This is a genomic window from Acinetobacter sp. CAU_H_56, assembly GCF_058599425.1.
The window spans coordinates 2,051,042-2,068,379 of sequence record NZ_CM178654.1 but is presented as its reverse complement, the minus strand read 5'-3'; the positions used below and the strand labels follow the sequence as shown (position 1 = coordinate 2,068,379).

Here is a 17,338-nt window from a genome sequence, read left to right as displayed (position 1 = left end):
AACTTAATCTCTAAGAGAGGGTAGGTGAAATAATTAAAAAGTGAACAAATATAAATTTAGTTAGGCATAAAAAAGCCCTCTACTTGAGAGGGCTTTGATCTAAGTCATTTTAAGCTTCAATCGCCTGTACAGCGATTTTTTTTGCAGGATCAACTTTACGGCGTACTTCCGGAACCGGTTCACCATAGTATTGACGATCTGCAAAGTAACTTGAACGTACCATCGGTGCTGACCAGATATTCTTAAAGCCAAGCTTACGGCCATGTTCTGCATAACGTTCGAATTCTTCTGGCGTTACAAAACGGTCGATTGGGGCATGCTGTTTAGATGGCTGTAGATACTGGCCAATCGTTACATAATCCACGTCATGCGCTTTCAGGTCGTCTAACAGAGCGAGAACTTCTTCTTCAGTTTCACCAATACCCACCATCAAACCACATTTGGTTGGAATTTCTGGGCAATAATCTTTAAACATTTTCAACAGATTTAAAGAGTGCTGATAATCAGAACCTGGACGTATGGCTTTATACAGACGTGGCACAGTTTCGATGTTGTGGTTAAACACGTCTGGTGGACATTCAGTCATGATGCGTAAAGCGATGTCCATACGACCACGGAAATCAGGTACCAGAATTTCCAGCAAAGTCTTTGGGCTCAAAGCACGGGCTTCTTTAATACAATCTACAAAATGCTGTGCACCACCATCCAGCAGGTCATCACGGTCAACTGAAGTGATGACTGCATATTTCAGACCCAGGTTGGCAATCGTTTCTGCCATATGACGCGGCTCGTCTGGATCGAGTGCATTTGGGCGACCATGTGCTACATCACAGAACGGACAGCGACGCGTACAAATATCACCCATAATCATAAAGGTTGCTGTACCCCCACCAAAACATTCAGGCAGGTTCGGACAGGCGGCTTCTTCACATACGGTATGCAGTTTTTGCTGACGAAGTGTAGTTTTAATACGCTGAACTTCCTCGGGAGCGGCCATTTTCACGCGGATCCAGTCCGGCTTACGTGGCGTTTCAACCGTAGGAACAACTTTTACAGGAATACGGGCGACCTTTTCTGCGCCGCGAAGTTTGATACCCTGTTCAGGTTTACGGTTTTCAGACATATATAACTTTTCCACTGTTTTGAAGGAGGGAGATAAATCAAAGTTAACACTTTTTTAATTATAACGAAACTCGGGTGAAATAGGGCGAAAAGGATTATTCATTTAAAAAATGTTCTTATCACACAATATATGTAAGTTAAATACACCAAATCGGCAGCAATTACGTCATAATATAGCGTAGATTAAAGCAAAATTTTTTAATTTTAAGGAGCGTTGAATGCCACGTAAAAAAGAGGTCGTTAGTGGGACTTTCGTTAAGTACGATGCGGTAGTTCTAGGTTCAGGCCCTGCGGGCGAAGGCGCGGCAATGAAACTTGCCAAATCTGGTAAGCGTGTTGCAATTGTGGATATGCGTGAACAGCTGGGTGGTAACTGTACTCACGTAGGTACGATTCCAAGTAAGGCATTGCGTCAGACGGTATCCAGTATTATCCGTTATCAACGTGATCCAATGTTTCAAAAAGTAGGTGAATGGAAACAATTCACCATGAAACAGGTACTGCGCAATGCACATAAAGTCATTCAGCAGCAGGTAGATACCCACTCACGTTTTTATGACCGTAACAAGATTGATATCTATCATGGTCGTGCTTATATTCAAGACGAAAATACGATCTTTGTATTTACACCAGATGGCATAAAAGAAACTATTATGTTCCAGCAACTGGTGATTGCAACTGGTTCACGTCCATACCGTCCAGAGATTCTTGATTTCAATCATCCACGTGTATTTGATTCAGACAAAATTCTGGATCTGGATTTCTCAATCCAAAAAATCATTATTTATGGCGCAGGTGTGATTGGCTGTGAATATGCATCGATCTTTATTGGATTGGGACATAAGGTTGACCTGATCAACACCCAACCAAAACTGCTCAGCTATTTAGATGATGAAATTTCTGATGCATTGTCTTATCACTTACGTGAACAGGGTGTATTGATCCGTCATAATGAACAGATCGACTTCCTTGAAACTTCTGATGATTATGTGGTTCTGCATACACAAAGCGGCAAGAAAATTAAGGCAGATGCGATTCTGTGGTGTAATGGCCGTTCGGGGAATACTGACGGTTTAGGCCTTGAAAATATTGGATTGAAACCAAACAGCCGCGGTCAATTAACCGTGAATGAGCAGTATCAGACTGAAGTCGAAAATATCTATGCTGCAGGTGACGTGATTGGCTGGCCATCATTGGCTTCTGCTGCCTATGACCAAGGTCGTTGCGCAGGTGCCAACATGAGCGGTGAACAAGACGTTGCACCGGTGACTGATATTCCGACTGGTATTTATACCATTCCGGAAATTTCTTCGATCGGTAAAACTGAGCAGCAGTTGACTGAAGAAAAAATCCCGTATGAAGTGGGTCAGGCTTCTTTCCGTCATCTGGCGCGTGCACAGATTACTGGTGATACGGTTGGTGAATTAAAAATCCTGTTCCACCGCGATACGCTGGAAGTTCTGGGTGTGCATTGCTTTGGTAATAATGCATCAGAGATTATCCATATTGGTCAGGCAGTCATGAACAGCCCGAACAATACGATCAAGTATTTTGTGGAAACTACATTCAACTATCCAACGATGGCAGAAGCTTATCGTGTGGCAACATTGAATGGTATGAACCGTTTATTCTAATTTGATTTATTCAGGTTAGATCAAAAACCCGCAAGTTCGATTTGCGGGTTTTTTATTTTATAGATTGAAAAAGTTCAATCTGGTCAGTAAGTATAGTGATTAAGCTGCCATTTTGCGGCATTCTTCAGCACAGCGACGGCAAGCTTCGGCACATTGCTGGCAATGATCATCCTCATGATGGCCACATTCTTCTACACAATAATCGCAAGCTTTAGCACATAGCTCGCAAATCTCTTTGATAAATGGAGATTGCTTTTGTTGCATGCGGGCGCAGAGCTGACACAGATCAGCACAGTCCAGACAGCGCTGGATACATTCCCGCATCATTTCTAAATGTTCTTCTTTCAGGCAGGCACTGGCACAGTTAGTACAGGCCAGAGAGCAGGTCATACATGCGCGAACACAATCTGAAAACTGAATCTCGTTCATTTTCTTCTCCTTTTTGCAGCTATAGCAATGGCTTGTTTTTTTAATACGCTAAGCAGAAAAGGAAAAATACACTAGGCAGTTTGAGTGAGAAAAAGTAATCCGATTACCGATTTTGTTAAAAGCTGTATTTTTAAAAAATTTAATTTAAAACCTCTATCCTGATTTTCCCAAAATAGGATGATTAAAGATTTAAAAATAAAACCATTGAGGCGGTCATTCCTCAATGGCGGAAAATCTACATGATGAGTCGTTATTGTCGAAGGCTTAAATGACCTTTCTCTTTATTATATTTTTATGGAGATTAAAATGGACGACTACCTGCCAGGCTGATCCGTTTTAATAAACGGCGTTGATCAGCGGGGAACGGACGGCGTGAATGTAAAGTGACCTGATTGTCCCAGAATACGATATCGCCTGCTTCCCAATTGTGCTCATAAGCGAATTCAGGTTTTAAGACATGCTCACGTAATTTTGTAATCAGTTCATTGCCTGCCTGATCATCATAATTTACCAACTCAACTTCGGTATGAGTATTTAACCAAAGTGCTTTACGGCCAGATTCAGGATGGGTACGTACCAGTGGGTGTGGGTAGGCATGACCTAAAATTGGCTGATCTTTAAAGCGATATTTTGGTATATTTCCCGCATACGCATTACCACCTTTATTGCTCTGGAAGCGTACAAATGGATTATAGGTAATGAGTTGTAACTGATCGATTTGTGCTTTGGTTTCTTCATCTAATGCTTCATAAGCCTTGATGGTATTAATCCAGGACGTCTGGCCACCGTCTTTTGGCAGTTCAATGGCATAAAGTAAAGAGCCAAAAGATGGTAGCGGTGTCCACTGGTGATCGGCATGCGGGGCAAGTTCACCATGGCCGGTGTAATCCCCTTGACCGACTGCATTGGAAACTGGTACGACATCAGGTGGAGTGCCGGTATCTGTTTTAGAAGCCAGTACTGGCGTGTCAGCATCTGGACGGAAGATTGAACCGAAATAGGTGGCAAATGCCAGATACTGTAGATCATCCAGACTTTGATTCTTAAAGATCAGGATCAAATGTTCAGCCAGAGCCTGCTTCAGACGCAGGATGGTTTCGCCAGATTGGGCTTTATGGGCATCGAGGCCATAAACCACTGCGCCTAGGGCTTGATCTGCCTGCGGGACAATTTTGATTTCATCAGTATTCTGGAACTGATCTTGCTGATGCCAGCGTGGTGCATCGTGAATGGCTTGTGAAAGTTGGGTCAAGCTTGTCATTGGAAAGTCTCTGAATTTTCTTGTTGCAGAAAATCTAAAAAAAAACAGAGCAAAAATAAAATCAAAAGAATTGCTAAACTTATGAAAAACTTAATAAAAATATCTAAATGATTGATTTGAAATCTTTTAATTAATATGGCAAAACAAAGTCCTAAAGCTGCTGAAAAGTGTCAAATATTTGACAATTAATGTGCACAAAACGCCTGATTAAAGTACTCAAACAGTTCTGGAGTCTGGCTCCAGAGCCATAAAGAAATAGAGAGGAGAAGTACCATCGCTACCGCAATGGAAAGCTTGAGCAGAAAGGTCGAATCAGTCATGTACGATTTGCTCCTCATTTACCCATAAGTGCACCAGTACGCCAAAAATACTTAAGGCAATCGACAACATCCATACCGCATTATAGTTACCACTCATGTCATGGTTTACACCACCGAGCCAGCCGCCAAAGAATGAACCGACCTGATGGGTAAAGAATACAATCCCGCTGAGCATAGTTAGATATTTCACGCCAAACATATTGGCAACAATACCGTTGGTCAGTGGTACGGTGGAAAGCCATAATAATCCCATGATGACACCAAACGCATAGACCGTCCAGGTGCTTAAAGGCAGCATCAAAAAGGCGATAATCGCAATCCCGCGCAGACCGTATAAGCCCATTAGCAGACGTGGTTTGGAATACTTTCCACCGAGCCAGCCAGCCGTATAGGTACCGACAACATTAAACAGGCCCACCAGCGCCAGGAAAATGGTGCCAGTTGTAGCATTGAATCCATGATCAATCAGATAACCCGGCAGGTGAATCCCGATAAAGACCACCTGAAAGCCACAGACAAAAAAGCCCATCGCCAGAAACCAGAATGGCTTATGGTTTTTGACTACCACTAAAATCTGTTTAAAGCTGAGTGATACCTTATTCGGTGTAGATACGGTATTTGGATCGACATACATCGGGGCTTTTAGCATCCAGGCCAAAGGTACAATCAAAGCGATTAAAATTGCGCTGACGACAAGTGCTGCTGACCAGCCGACATTCTGTAAAAGTAACAGCGTTGAGGGCAGCATAATAAACTGGCCGAAGGAGCCTGCTGCACTGGCGATCCCCATTGCCAGACTGCGTTTTTCAGGTGGTGCAGCTCGTCCAACCGCAGACAATAAAACTGGGAAAGAAGTGGCAGACAAAGCTAAACCTAAAATCAGTCCGACGCTGAGATTCAATAATAATCCAGTCGAACTGACAGCCATCAATAACAGGCCAAGCGCATATAAGGCACCGCCAATGGCAACGACAATCTTGCTGCCATATTTGTCAGCGAAGGCACCAGTAATAGGCTGAACAGCACCCCAGATCAGGTTCTGCATGGCAATGGCCAAACTAAAGACATTATGACCCCAACCAAATTCTTCACTCATTGGCACTAGATATAGGCCAAATGCATGACGAATCCCCAAAGATAAAGCCAGAATAATGGCAGCGCCAATCAGCATTAAAATCAGGGTCCTGGAAAATTGACTGTCAGCCATAAGTCATTCAAGCATATAAAGTTGATAGGTATAGTATTCGATTCAACCTAGAGAGGCGATAAAATAAAAATTAATCAAACGATAAATTTTTTTTATAGTTATATAAAATGCCTAAACGCAGAACAACGGCCGTAGCCGTTGTTCTGAAGCATTCAGTTTTTTAATAAAAGAATTAATTGATTAGAAACGCATCCCGAAGCCGGCATAGGCCAGAATTGGATTAACTTCAATATCGGCTTTGGAGCGAATCAGTTCACCTAGATTTGCATCTGTTACCGTAATCGTGGTGTCATTTTTCAGATGAGCATAAGATACAGAACCTACCGCGAACCAGGTATCATTAAAGTCATAAGTGAAGCCGACAGTCGCGACAGGAGCAAAGGCATCAGACGCTTCCAGATCTACTGTAGGATTGGCATTGCTCGGTTTACCTTCCAGTGAAGCTCCGGCATTGCCTTCTTTGATATTGGCAATCATATGACCGGCTGCAATCAAATCCTGTTCAGTACGCGGGTTAATCTCCAATTCATTAAAGTAAGCGTACATTACCCCTAAGCCGACATAAGGGCGAAACTTATTAACTCCGGTTTTTCCAAAATGATATTGTAATTCAAAGGCAGGCGTCCAAGCACGTGCTGACGCTGCAGGACCATGAGCTTCTAAATCAGTAATAAAAATATCATTTTGCAGATCGATATTCAGGAATTCTAAAGGCAAACTACCGATTTGAGGTGTAGCGATCGCAGCGAAAGGAGCATAAATTTTTCCTTTGCCCTGTAAGTCCACTTTGGGTGGAATGCCGGCTTTCATTTCAAGTGATACGTGATCGGTAAAAAAGTAATTACTTAAAATCCCAAGGGTAGTGACATCATCTGCTTCCAGACCTGTGCCTGGATTATTCCACTCCTCCAACCCTTGAATTCGTGAACTACCGCTGAGTCCACTACCTAATTCACCACCGGTAAAAAAACCCAGAAATTCTAATGCTGCTGCAAGACCCTCTTGGTCAACATTAGAATTCAAGTTATTCAATACGGTATCGACTTGAATAGCACCATTTCTGGCAACTTCACCATTTTTTACAGCAGTATTAACTTGAAAGGGCTGAGCTTTTCCTTGTGGCATGACATGCAGTGCACCGACTGAAACGGAAAATCGTTTAAAGCCATCGCCATCCTGTAGGCTGAAATATGGGGATTCTGCATGTGCAAGCAGGGGTAGTGTGGCTAGACCTGCCATGCATACCATGATTGTCTTCATTGTTCAGAGGACTCCTTGTCCGTGGTAGTTATTTGTTTTTCTATTGAACAATTTAGTTAAATCTCACCAATTTACACAGTTACAGAACGAGTAGTGAAAAGTTAACAGAAAGTAAAAAATGCCAAAGTTTGTATAAATTGTATTAATAAAATATATATTTATGTAAAAATTATTATGAATAGTGAAGATAAATAGGATATTAATTTTTATAAAATTTTCAGTTTTATCGAAGTAATAGAATAATAAGTGGGTAACATTTTTCTCATTAATCTAAGTTTTAAATAATGATTTAAGCTTTCTATCCTGGACGTGATTTGTACAAGAAATCAGGAAATTTTCTGCTTTAAACTCACTAGAAAAAGCTTGAATAAATTTAGCTAACCGATGGTACACAGCATATAGAGTTTTTTTGTACAATAGCCGCATAAATTATTGAGTATTGCGCATGAGCTCCCAAAATTCTCCCAAGAAAAAGCCATTGGTTAATTTACCGTTTCCATTAAAACAGACAGAACAATCTGCTTCAGATGAAGTTCTGGAAGATCTGCGACCTAAACCGCAGCGTTATGCCGACCGGACCTGGATGCCACCTCGTGGTACACGCCGTTCAATGGGCAAACGTTAATAAATAAAAAAGCCATGAAGTTCATGGCTTTTTTATGAGTAAAATTTGAGATTTTCTTAGCGAACTGTTTTACGCGCCTTATTTTCAGGTTTTGGTGGGGCAATCTCACGATCGCCTTTCCAGACATCAATAAAGTCTTTTTCATTGATATTATAAAGTTCCAGTAGCGCCAGAATTATGGCACCAAACAGCATGGAACCTTCAGAATTATTCTGAAAGTCAAAAATCTTGCCATTCAGGTTATGCAGAATATCTTCAATCTCGAATACACGATCACGACCATTGCTGTCGACCGGATAAATCTGAGTATTGAGCAGAATCTTGGCCAGACTCTTTTCATTATCGGTCAGTGCCAGAACATCAATCAGCTCATCTGTCGCCGGAGTAAAAATCACTGAATCCCGGAAGATGGTATGCAGGAATTGCGACGTAATTTTCGGAAGCGCTTTTTCTACAAAAGGCCGGAAAGATTGCGGAAAAATGACATTGTGGGAAATGCCTTTGAACATAGGAGCAATTTCTTCAACTTTATAGCCTGCAATGCCACAACCAACCGAAGTAATAAAATATTTAATTTTAGGATGGTTCTTGGTGTAAATCTTGAAGTCATCAATATAGTGCTGGATCTGTGAGAGAGGCATCTGTTGCAAATGCTCATTCATAGTCGGAATGGCATAACTTTGGCCTGCCCAGCCACGACCAACCCCCATGACCGCCCCAAAATGCTCATAAGCTGTTCGAGCTGCACCTCCGGCATGTTGTCCAGCCAAGTTGCTTCCGAAAACAAATACCGTATTTTCTGGCAGAGATTTAACAATACTTTCATCGTGATAATGGTAAGTCATGGCTTTTTTATTCGATATCCTGATTGATTTCATGTTGCCTTTGAAACGGGCAGGGGTCAAGGCATTATTGTGCAGCATTACCCAAACAGATACGTCAAAATTCCCCCAATAATCCAGAATAGGATACCGAACAAACCTAAATAGAGTTGCTGTCTAAAAATGCTTAATTTATTCTTTTGCATAAGTGACGGCCTTTTATAAAAAGTACTTATTCAATAAGGCACCAATGACCAAGAACAAATAGAAAAGACCCATACAAAATATGATTGTGCCCATATAGCGGAATTGGTTCTTAGTAGCGATTTCACGATATTCTTTATCTTTCATGATTTTGCCTGTTTTTTATAATTTTATAGATCTCAATTTTATACTCATTAATGTTATATGTTTCAAAGCAATTTGGATTGTTCTGTCCCTTATTCATCAAATTTGAACTGAGTAAAGCAATATAAAATAATGACAATGATCCTGTTTTATTTTACTAAACAGAAACCTGGATAGGGATTGAGTAATTCAGTTTTACCCCCATAATAAATTGAGTCGATATCCGCAGTGAAATTATTAAAGCTATGAGTGATAAACAACCCTTTGAACTGGTGACCAATTATCAACCTGCTGGCGATCAGCCACAGGCCATTGAAAAGCTGGTCAAGGGTATAGAAAAAGGCTATCACGATCAGCTTTTGCTGGGGGTTACCGGTTCAGGTAAAACCTATACTATGGCCAATGTCATCGCCCGTACCCAGCGTCCGACTATTGTCATGGCTCATAACAAAACGCTGGCTGCACAGCTCTACGGCGAATTTAAAGCATTTTTCCCGAATAATGCGGTTGAATATTTCGTCAGTTATTATGATTACTATCAGCCAGAAGCCTATGTGCCATCTTCAGATACCTTTATCGAGAAAGATGCGGCAATTAATGATCACATTGACCAGATGCGTCTTTCGGCAACCCGTGCACTTTTAGAACGTCGCGACGCGATTATTGTTGCTTCTGTTTCTGCGATTTACGGTCTGGGTGATCCGAATGCCTATATGAGCATGTTGCTGCATGTGGTGGAAGGTGACCGGATTGGCCGTGATGATATTATCCGTCGTTTGGTCGAAATGCAGTATTCCCGTAATGAACTGGAATTCCTGCGCGGTACGTATCGTATTCGTGGTGAGATTATTGATATTTTCCCTGCCGAATCGGATCAGGATGCCATCCGGATTGAGCTGTTTGATGATGAAGTCGACTCCATTCGCTGGTTTGATCCTTTAACCGGGAAAATGATCCGTAAAGTGCCGCGTGTCACGATCTATCCTAAAAGTCACTATGTAACACCGAAAGACAATTTGGCTCGCGCGATTGAAACCATTCGAGATGAGTTAAAAGAACGTCTGGTCTTTTTCCGTGAAAATGACAAGTTGCTGGAAGCTCAGCGGATCGAGCAGCGTACCCGTTATGATCTGGAAATGATGCAGCAGCTCGGTTATACCAACGGTATCGAAAACTATTCACGTCATTTATCGGGTCGTCCGGCAGGCGAAGCACCGCCGACGCTTTTTGATTATGTACCCGATGATGCCTTGCTGATTATCGATGAATCGCACGTGACTGTTCCACAAATTGGAGCCATGTACAAAGGTGACCGTTCCCGTAAAGAAAATCTGGTGAATTACGGTTTCCGCTTGCCAAGTGCACTGGATAACCGTCCAATGAAATTTGAGGAATGGGAACGTATTGTACCGACGACCGTGTACGTCAGTGCCACACCTGCAAGATATGAACTGGAAAAATCTGAACAGGTGGTCGAGCAGGTGGTTCGTCCAACCGGTCTGATTGATCCGGAAATTGAAATCCGTCCAGTCTTGACGCAGGTCGATGATGTATTGTCTGAAATCAATATCCGTAAGGAAATGAATGAACGTGTGCTGGTAACGACATTGACCAAGCGCATGGCAGAAGACCTGACGTCTTATTTAAAAGAATACGGAATCAAGGTTGCCTATTTACACTCCGATATTGATACCGTAGAGCGTGTGAAAATCATTCATGAGCTGCGTACCGGTGTGCATGATGTTTTGGTCGGCATTAACCTGCTGCGTGAAGGTCTGGATATGCCAGAAGTTTCACTGGTTGCGATTCTGGATGCGGATAAAGAAGGTTTCCTGCGTTCAGAGCGTTCACTGATCCAGACCATTGGTCGTGCAGCGCGTAACTTGAAAGGTAAAGCGATTTTATATGCGGATCGCATCACCGATTCTATGCAAAAAGCCATTGATGAGACTGAACGCCGTCGTGCCAAGCAGATTCAGTTCAATGAAGAGCATGGTATTACACCACGTAGTGCAGTACGTCAGGTGATTAAGGAAATTGATACAGGCGAAGTGCTGGATGATGAAACTATTGAGCTGAAAGCTTCCGATCAGGCCCGTGCGATCAGTGCAGATGAACGCCATATCATGGCCGATCCAAAGATGTTCGCGAAGCATATCAATAAACTGGAGAAAGAAATGCTCAAGGCTTCAAAAGAGCTACAATTTGAGCAAGCTGCACGTATACGGGATGAAATTTTACGTTTAAAAGCGCAGATGTTAAGTTAGGTCTGTGTGTAAATTACAAATTTAAATTACGTAAAATCAATCACAAACCTAACATAATGCTACAGAGTATGTCTGCGGATGCCGCTATTGTAAGTACGAAATATTCATGTTGAAAATTTTGTCCTGATCAAATAGGTATCGTATGACAACTAAAAATAATCTCCCTCATGCGGGATTGAAACTTGCAAAAATTGCAGTGGGTGGTGCAGTTCTACTTGGACTCGGGGCTGCAACCATGGCTTATGCCAAGAACGATTCTTTACCCACTGTAGAGAAAGTTGAACTGGACCGTTATTTGGGCACTTGGTATGAAGTGGCTCGTAAGCCACTTACGTTCCAGAACAAATGTGATCGTGATGTTACGGCGACTTATACATTAAATGAAAATGGTAACGTTAATGTAGATAACCGCTGTATCCAGAAAAATGGTCAGGTGACCCAATCCGTAGGTGAGGCATACATTCAGAATGCACCTTATAACACCAAGCTCAAAGTAAGTTTCTTACCAGAGTTTATTCGCTGGTTACCAGTGGGTCGTGGCGATTATTGGGTATTGAAACTAGATGATAATTATCAAACCGTACTGGTCGGCGAGCCAAAACGTAAATATATGTGGGTATTGTCACGTGATCCTCAACTGGATCAGAATGTGGTAAATGAATACCTGCAATATGCGCAATCTGTGGGTTATGATTTAAGTGATGTGATTCATACCAAACAGACCCAACAGGCAAGAAAATAAAAGGCCACTCGGGTTATGTATAAAAACCATGCTTCGGCATGGTTTTTTAATGCTTCTCTTTTTTGAATTATATATTTTGCCTTGCTATCACCTTTGGTCAGATGAATCTTCAAGCTTTATTTTAGACTAATCGTTATAATACGCTGGAATGATCTTGGGTTTGAAGCATGTATAAAGGCATTGCATTATCGGTATTGGCATCAGTGGTATTTGGTGTCCTGTATATATTCACGCCATTGTTGCAGCCTTTAGACAGTGAACAAACCTTTGCCTGGCGAATGCTGGCGACCATTCCATTTTTGACTGCGTTCATGTGGTGGTCAGGTGACCTCAACCATATCACTCAAATTTTAAAACGCATTCTCAAACAACCTGCTTTTCTGATCTGGTTGATCATCAGTTCCCTGTTATGTACGACACAGTTGTGGCTCTTTTTATGGGGACCAATTAATGGTCGCGGTTTACAGGTATCCCTGGGATATTTTCTGTTGCCGCTAGTTATGGTCCTAGTCGGATGTGTACTTTATAAGGAAAAATTGTCACGCTGGCAGATGGCAGCAGTCGCACTGGCCATATTAGGTGTAGGACATGAAATCTGGCGGATCGGTTTCATTGCCTGGGAAACGGTGTATGTGGCACTGGCATATCCGCTGTATTTCTTTATGCGCCGTAAATTTCAGACGGATCATTTAGGCGGTTTCTGGTGGGACCTCTTCATCATTCTGCCTGTCGCGATCTATCTAGGCTTTATTCATAGCGATTCCATGCAACTGATCCTTAATGCGCAGCATCTGATTTTTGCGGTATTAGGTCTAGGCTTTCTAAGTGCGTTAGGATTGGGAAGTTATATTCTGGCAAGCCGCTATTTGCCTTTTGTCATCTTTGGGCTATTGAGCTATTTAGAGCCAGTACTTTTGGCTTTTGCGTCTATGGCATTAGGGGAGCGGGTTGAAGCCGGCGAATGGCTGACTTATCTCCCGATCTGGCTGGCCGTCGTATTGTTGGTAATTGAAGGTATTTTGCATTTACGTCAGCAAAAGCTGAAACAACGCGAACTTATGCAAAAAGTCGAGAAGCTGGAACAATATAAAGAAAAATGATTTTATAAAATATTAAATTCCAGATCGTGCAGCTTTAATTAGACAATATTTGTAGATTGTCAGTCTAGATAATGTAAAATTCGAGACATACATCACAAAATAACAAGATATCACGATTTATTTGGGGAATTGTATGTCGGAAATCGCTATTCCATATCAGTTACGTGCCCGCCTGTCACAGCTAGAACCAAGTCTGGATCTGGAATGGCAGCGTGAACTCAGAACAGTTCTGGCTGATGTATCTGCCGAGCTTAAAGAAAGTATCAATTTTCAGATTTTAAAACCCCAAAAAATTCTCTGGGATCGTGATGCCAATCAATATCGATACCAGGCTCAACACTCGGTCGAGTTGCTCAGTCAAAAGTTTTTAAATGACCGGATGCGTTATTATGCCAGCACCTTTGCCTTATCCTTGCAAAGCCTGAAGGGCTTAAATGACAGTTTGCAGATTGCGGATTATCTGGAAAATGCACTTGAGCAAATTGATAAAATCGAAGTCGATGAAAACTTTCAGATGCAGCGTGAAAAGCTGGAACTACGCCGAACCTTTTTGCTAAATGCTGCTGAAATTATCCGTGAACTGACGTTGCAACCTTTAGAAGGGGTGCGCCAGCTGACTGAAGAGCATGTGAAATGCTTTATTACCGAGGTGTTTATCAAGCAGCAACTCCTTGGTTATTGGTACAAACCTCTATTAAAAAAACAAACCGTGGAAATGAAACATCCGCTGTTTCGCTATTTCCTGATCAAAGAACAAGAAATCCGTCATTTTGATATTGTCCGTACTTCGCAATTTTTATTCATTGTTGCGCCAGTGATGGATGTACAACAGAATCCATATTCTATTCGCCGTTTCCTGATTGAAGAAAAGGGTGCACTTGAAGATCAGGTTTACCTGAATGTTCTTGTCCTGGATTTGAAAGAGGATATGGATGAGGAAGTGGTCGAAACGCTGAAATCACAGATGCAGCGTATGGTGACCTTGCAAAGCCAGATTCATCTGGACGTGATTGATATTGTGCATGATCTGGAACAGATCTCAGAACAGAAGCTATTCCATTTGCTGGTTGAACCCATTCAGGTGGTAGAAAAAAATGCCGATGTGGTGGCACAGCGACATTTGAAAAACTTTGAAGAAATTCTGACTCGGGAATTGTTATTACCCATGCGTGATGCGATCCGTGATCATCTTTCTCATATTGAAGAATTTTCTTATCTATATTTGCACGTCCATAAAATCTTTTCTGAAATTCTGGCCTATTACCGCGATTTCAAATCGCAGCCAGCATTTATGTTTAATCAATATATCCAGAATTTTGAATATAAATTACTGGGATTTATTCGCCTGCTGGAAAAACGCAAAGGTGAAACCTTTATTCCGACCAACTCGCATGAATGGCAGGTGATGCACCAGCGTTCCGAGCAGCCGATCAAGGATATTCAGTCTACAATTGCAGATAATGTGCAGCAATATCGGGATTTGAAAAAATATATCAATACGCTGCATCGTCAAAAGAGAGAGCATGAGAAGAAGTCAATTTTCAAGAAACTATGGACTAAGGACACTTCAGATCAGGATATTGAAATCGCACTGAACAGATTGCAGCAGTTAAAGCGCAGCATGTTCCTGGAAATTATTCAGGTTCCACGTACCTATGAAAACAGCAGTGTTTTTCTGGAATTTGAAAGTTTACAGAATCTACAGCAGGTTGAACGCCACTATGCTTTTCCATGTGGAGATAACGGTTTGACCCGCTTACCAATCCTGATTCATTTGCCAGAAACCTATGACGATTTTGATGTAGAAAACTTCAATGCATCCATGAGTCTGGACATGAATTTTTCAGCAGGAACCAAAGTGCAGCTTAATCAGGAAAATGCCATCAGCTATGAACTCTAGTTTTGGCTGAATAAACAACATTTAACAAAAATCTGGTTTTTATAGTTAATAGATGATTTTTCAAATTTTAAATGCAAAATCATCTGACTAATTACAATTATTTTCAAAATTTATAGTGAATATATCGGATTTTCGGCCAGAGTTAATCAGCTTTTGATTCAAACTTGCGGCCAATTCCATTACAATTATCGGGTTTTGAAATTTATGCTTAGATTTACAATTAATTAGAGGACGTATCTGTGAGCAAAGACACTATCGTTGCCCTCCATGCAGAGCACCAAGGTCGTTGGAAAAACCGTGAAGAACTTGCGGAACGTATGATTGCCCTAGTAGGTCAGTTATATCGTGAAAAAAATATCGTAGCTACAGTTTACGGTCGCTCTTTAATTAACCGTTCTGTAATCCAGATCCTTAAAGCGCATCGTCGTACTCGTGTACTGGACGTTGAGCTTTCTGTTGTAGACACTTTCCCAATTCTTGAAGCATTGGCAAAAGTAGAAAACATCGGTACTGCTGAAATTGATCTAGGCAAACTTGCTGTTGAATTCAAAGCAAAAGGTGGTGATGTTAACGCATTCGTTGCTGATGCTGTGAAATCACTTGAAGGCAATGCAACTTCTGTTGAAGGTAAAGACGTTGTACTTTACGGTTTCGGTCGTATCGGTCGTATCCTTGCCCGTTTGATGATCAGCCAGTCAGGTCTAGGCCGTGGCTTGAACCTGAAAGCAATCGTAGTTCGTAAATCATCTGACGGTGACCTTGAAAAACGTGCGTCTTTATTGCGTCGTGACTCAATCCACGGTCCATTCGCGGGTACGATTTCTGTAGATGAAGAAAACGAAGCAATTATTGCAAACGGTCAGTTCATCAAAGTGATCTATGCATCTAATCCATCTGAAGTGGATTACACTGCATACGGTATCGAAAATGCATTAGTGATCGACAACACTGGTAAATGGCGTGATGCTGAAGGTCTTGCTCAACACCTGAAATGCCCAGGCGCTGCTCGCGTAATTCTGACTGCACCTGGTAAAGGTGACATGAAGAACGTTGTATTTGGTGTGAACCAGGCTGACATCCTTGATGAAGATCAAATCATCTCTGCTGCAAGCTGTACAACCAATGCGATCACTCCAACATTGAAAGTGTTAAACGACAAATACACAGTGATCAATGGTCACGTTGAAACAGTTCACTCGTTCACAAACGACCAAAACCTGATCGACAACTACCATAAAGCTGACCGTCGTGGCCGTGCTGCAACATTAAACATGGTTATCACTGAGACTGGTGCTGCTAAAGCAGTTGCGAAAGCACTTCCTGCGCTGAAAGGCAAGTTGACTGGTAACTCTGTACGTGTTCCTACACCAAACGTATCTCTTGCGATCCTGAACCTGACTTTAGATAAAGAAGTTGATCGTGATGAAGTGAATGAATACATTCGCCAAATCTCAATCAATTCTAACCTTCAAGGTCAAATCGGTTATACAAACTCTACTGAAGTTGTATCTTCTGACTTTATCGGTTCTCGTACTGCAGGTGTATTCGACGCTCAAGCGACAATCACTTCAGGCAATCGTTTAACTTGCTACGTTTGGTATGATAACGAAGTGGGTTATAGCTGCCAGGTACTTCGCATTGCTGAACAAATGGGCGGCGTAAGCTATCCAAAAGTTCCTGCTGAAACAAATGCATAATTTGTAGAAGTGATCTAAAAAAGAGCCTCTTTTGAGGCTCTTTTTTATTGTGGAAGATAAAGGTGGCAAATCAGCTTTATAAAACTATTGCATTAATTGATGGAAAATTCACCTTGATGTGCCTATTTGAATCTGTTAGCTTACAAATGGTAAGTACATTAAAAATAGTAAGTAAGAACTAAAAATTGTGATCAAGAAAGGAACTCTTCAATGACCAAGTATGCAATCAGTCCATTGTTGGGACAGGTGCTATCTAATGAATGCCCATCCCGTGAAATACTGGAACATCTCACCAATAAATGGTCAGTGCTAGTATTGCGCTGTTTAAGTGAGGGTGTACATCGCTTTAGTGAGCTGAAGCAGCGAATTGAAGGGGTCAGTGAAAAAATGCTGGCGCAAACCTTAAAAATGCTGGAGCAAGATGGTTTTATTTTAAGAACGGTTTATCCCGTTGTGCCGCCCAAAGTTGAATATCAATTGACCATTACCGGTTCGCAAGCAGCAGAAAAAATAAACTATTTGATTGGCTGGGTAGAGCGGAGTTTGCCAGAGATTTTGGAAAATAAAGAGCGTGTTACTAAATAAAAATTAAATTGCTTTTGGGG

General features: G+C 41.7%; 15 protein-coding genes. 8 read left to right on the top strand and 7 right to left on the bottom strand.

Features of this window, described 5'->3' with window-relative positions; genetic code table 11:
* Positions 1-109: 109 nt before the first annotated feature.
* A complete protein-coding gene (gene lipA, locus AC4MCC_RS09825) occupies positions 110-1,123 on the bottom strand; it encodes a lipoyl synthase (protein ID WP_491885213.1) in 1,014 nt (337 codons plus the stop codon).
* Positions 1,124-1,340: 217 nt separating this feature from the next.
* On the opposite strand from lipA, the gene sthA reads away from it, so the two are divergent.
* Entirely contained in the window at positions 1,341-2,756 is a 1,416-nt protein-coding gene (gene sthA, locus AC4MCC_RS09820; protein WP_005234884.1) for a Si-specific NAD(P)(+) transhydrogenase, read from the top strand.
* 99 nt (positions 2,757-2,855) lie between these two features.
* On the opposite strand, the gene AC4MCC_RS09815 is transcribed toward sthA, so the two are convergent.
* From AC4MCC_RS09815 to AC4MCC_RS09795, 5 genes are all read right to left on the bottom strand, one after another.
* A complete protein-coding gene (locus AC4MCC_RS09815; RefSeq protein WP_004782738.1) occupies positions 2,856-3,185 on the bottom strand; it encodes a four-helix bundle copper-binding protein in 330 nt (109 codons plus the stop codon).
* A 301-nt stretch (positions 3,186-3,486) separates the two neighbouring features.
* Positions 3,487-4,446 (bottom strand): TauD/TfdA dioxygenase family protein, encoded by a 960-nt coding sequence (locus AC4MCC_RS09810; RefSeq protein WP_491885212.1) that lies wholly within the window; start codon positions 4,444-4,446, stop codon positions 3,487-3,489.
* Between the two features lie 185 nt (positions 4,447-4,631).
* Positions 4,632-4,766: a hypothetical protein gene (locus AC4MCC_RS09805; RefSeq protein ID WP_277343749.1), complete on the bottom strand. Its 135-nt coding sequence runs from the start codon at positions 4,764-4,766 to the stop codon at positions 4,632-4,634.
* Entirely contained in the window at positions 4,759-5,973 is a 1,215-nt protein-coding gene (locus tag AC4MCC_RS09800; protein ID WP_491885211.1) for an MFS transporter, read from the bottom strand. The genes AC4MCC_RS09805 and AC4MCC_RS09800 overlap by 8 nt, the downstream gene beginning before the upstream one ends.
* A gap of 180 nt (positions 5,974-6,153) precedes the next feature.
* Positions 6,154-7,233 (bottom strand): OmpW/AlkL family protein, encoded by a 1,080-nt coding sequence (locus AC4MCC_RS09795; RefSeq protein ID WP_166137148.1) that lies wholly within the window; start codon positions 7,231-7,233, stop codon positions 6,154-6,156.
* A 445-nt stretch (positions 7,234-7,678) separates the two neighbouring features.
* On the opposite strand from AC4MCC_RS09795, the gene AC4MCC_RS09790 reads away from it, so the two are divergent.
* The gene (locus AC4MCC_RS09790) at positions 7,679-7,858 is read left to right on the top strand and encodes a hypothetical protein (protein WP_491885210.1); all 180 of its coding nucleotides are present in this window, start codon (positions 7,679-7,681) and stop codon (positions 7,856-7,858) included.
* Between the two features lie 56 nt (positions 7,859-7,914).
* On the opposite strand, the gene AC4MCC_RS09785 is transcribed toward AC4MCC_RS09790, so the two are convergent.
* Complete coding sequence (locus AC4MCC_RS09785) at positions 7,915-8,703, bottom strand: A1S_2505 family phage non-structural protein (RefSeq protein ID WP_419374464.1); 789 nt, start codon at positions 8,701-8,703, stop codon at positions 7,915-7,917.
* A 569-nt stretch (positions 8,704-9,272) separates the two neighbouring features.
* On the opposite strand from AC4MCC_RS09785, the gene uvrB reads away from it, so the two are divergent.
* From uvrB to AC4MCC_RS09755, 6 genes are all read left to right on the top strand, one after another.
* Entirely contained in the window at positions 9,273-11,294 is a 2,022-nt protein-coding gene (gene uvrB, locus AC4MCC_RS09780; RefSeq protein WP_034170047.1) for an excinuclease ABC subunit UvrB, read from the top strand.
* Positions 11,295-11,436: 142 nt separating this feature from the next.
* A complete protein-coding gene (locus tag AC4MCC_RS09775; protein WP_004782725.1) occupies positions 11,437-12,036 on the top strand; it encodes a lipocalin family protein in 600 nt (199 codons plus the stop codon).
* Between the two features lie 167 nt (positions 12,037-12,203).
* A complete protein-coding gene (gene rarD, locus AC4MCC_RS09770) occupies positions 12,204-13,136 on the top strand; it encodes an EamA family transporter RarD (protein ID WP_491885209.1) in 933 nt (310 codons plus the stop codon).
* Positions 13,137-13,269: 133 nt separating this feature from the next.
* Positions 13,270-15,036: a hypothetical protein gene (locus AC4MCC_RS09765; RefSeq protein ID WP_491885208.1), complete on the top strand. Its 1,767-nt coding sequence runs from the start codon at positions 13,270-13,272 to the stop codon at positions 15,034-15,036.
* A 239-nt stretch (positions 15,037-15,275) separates the two neighbouring features.
* Complete coding sequence (locus tag AC4MCC_RS09760) at positions 15,276-16,733, top strand: glyceraldehyde-3-phosphate dehydrogenase (protein ID WP_004782721.1); 1,458 nt, start codon at positions 15,276-15,278, stop codon at positions 16,731-16,733.
* 210 nt (positions 16,734-16,943) lie between these two features.
* Complete coding sequence (locus AC4MCC_RS09755) at positions 16,944-17,318, top strand: winged helix-turn-helix transcriptional regulator (RefSeq protein WP_125278388.1); 375 nt, start codon at positions 16,944-16,946, stop codon at positions 17,316-17,318.
* Positions 17,319-17,338: the final 20 nt, after the last annotated feature.

Excerpts from the sequence above, each read along its gene's own strand:
- lipA (WP_491885213.1), bottom strand. The coding sequence starts at position 1,123 with ATGTCTGAAAACCGTAAACCTGAACAGGGTATCAAACTTCGCGGCGCA.
- sthA (WP_005234884.1), top strand. The coding sequence starts at position 1,341 with ATGCCACGTAAAAAAGAGGTCGTTAGTGGGACTTTCGTTAAGTACGAT.
- AC4MCC_RS09815 (WP_004782738.1), bottom strand. The coding sequence starts at position 3,185 with ATGAACGAGATTCAGTTTTCAGATTGTGTTCGCGCATGTATGACCTGC.
- AC4MCC_RS09810 (WP_491885212.1), bottom strand. The coding sequence starts at position 4,446 with ATGACAAGCTTGACCCAACTTTCACAAGCCATTCACGATGCACCACGC.
- AC4MCC_RS09805 (WP_277343749.1), bottom strand. The coding sequence starts at position 4,766 with ATGACTGATTCGACCTTTCTGCTCAAGCTTTCCATTGCGGTAGCGATG.
- AC4MCC_RS09800 (WP_491885211.1), bottom strand. The coding sequence starts at position 5,973 with ATGGCTGACAGTCAATTTTCCAGGACCCTGATTTTAATGCTGATTGGC.
- AC4MCC_RS09795 (WP_166137148.1), bottom strand. The coding sequence starts at position 7,233 with ATGAAGACAATCATGGTATGCATGGCAGGTCTAGCCACACTACCCCTG.
- AC4MCC_RS09790 (WP_491885210.1), top strand. The coding sequence starts at position 7,679 with ATGAGCTCCCAAAATTCTCCCAAGAAAAAGCCATTGGTTAATTTACCG.
- AC4MCC_RS09785 (WP_419374464.1), bottom strand. The coding sequence starts at position 8,703 with ATGACTTACCATTATCACGATGAAAGTATTGTTAAATCTCTGCCAGAA.
- uvrB (WP_034170047.1), top strand. The coding sequence starts at position 9,273 with ATGAGTGATAAACAACCCTTTGAACTGGTGACCAATTATCAACCTGCT.
- AC4MCC_RS09775 (WP_004782725.1), top strand. The coding sequence starts at position 11,437 with ATGACAACTAAAAATAATCTCCCTCATGCGGGATTGAAACTTGCAAAA.
- rarD (WP_491885209.1), top strand. The coding sequence starts at position 12,204 with ATGTATAAAGGCATTGCATTATCGGTATTGGCATCAGTGGTATTTGGT.
- AC4MCC_RS09765 (WP_491885208.1), top strand. The coding sequence starts at position 13,270 with ATGTCGGAAATCGCTATTCCATATCAGTTACGTGCCCGCCTGTCACAG.
- AC4MCC_RS09755 (WP_125278388.1), top strand. The coding sequence starts at position 16,944 with ATGACCAAGTATGCAATCAGTCCATTGTTGGGACAGGTGCTATCTAAT.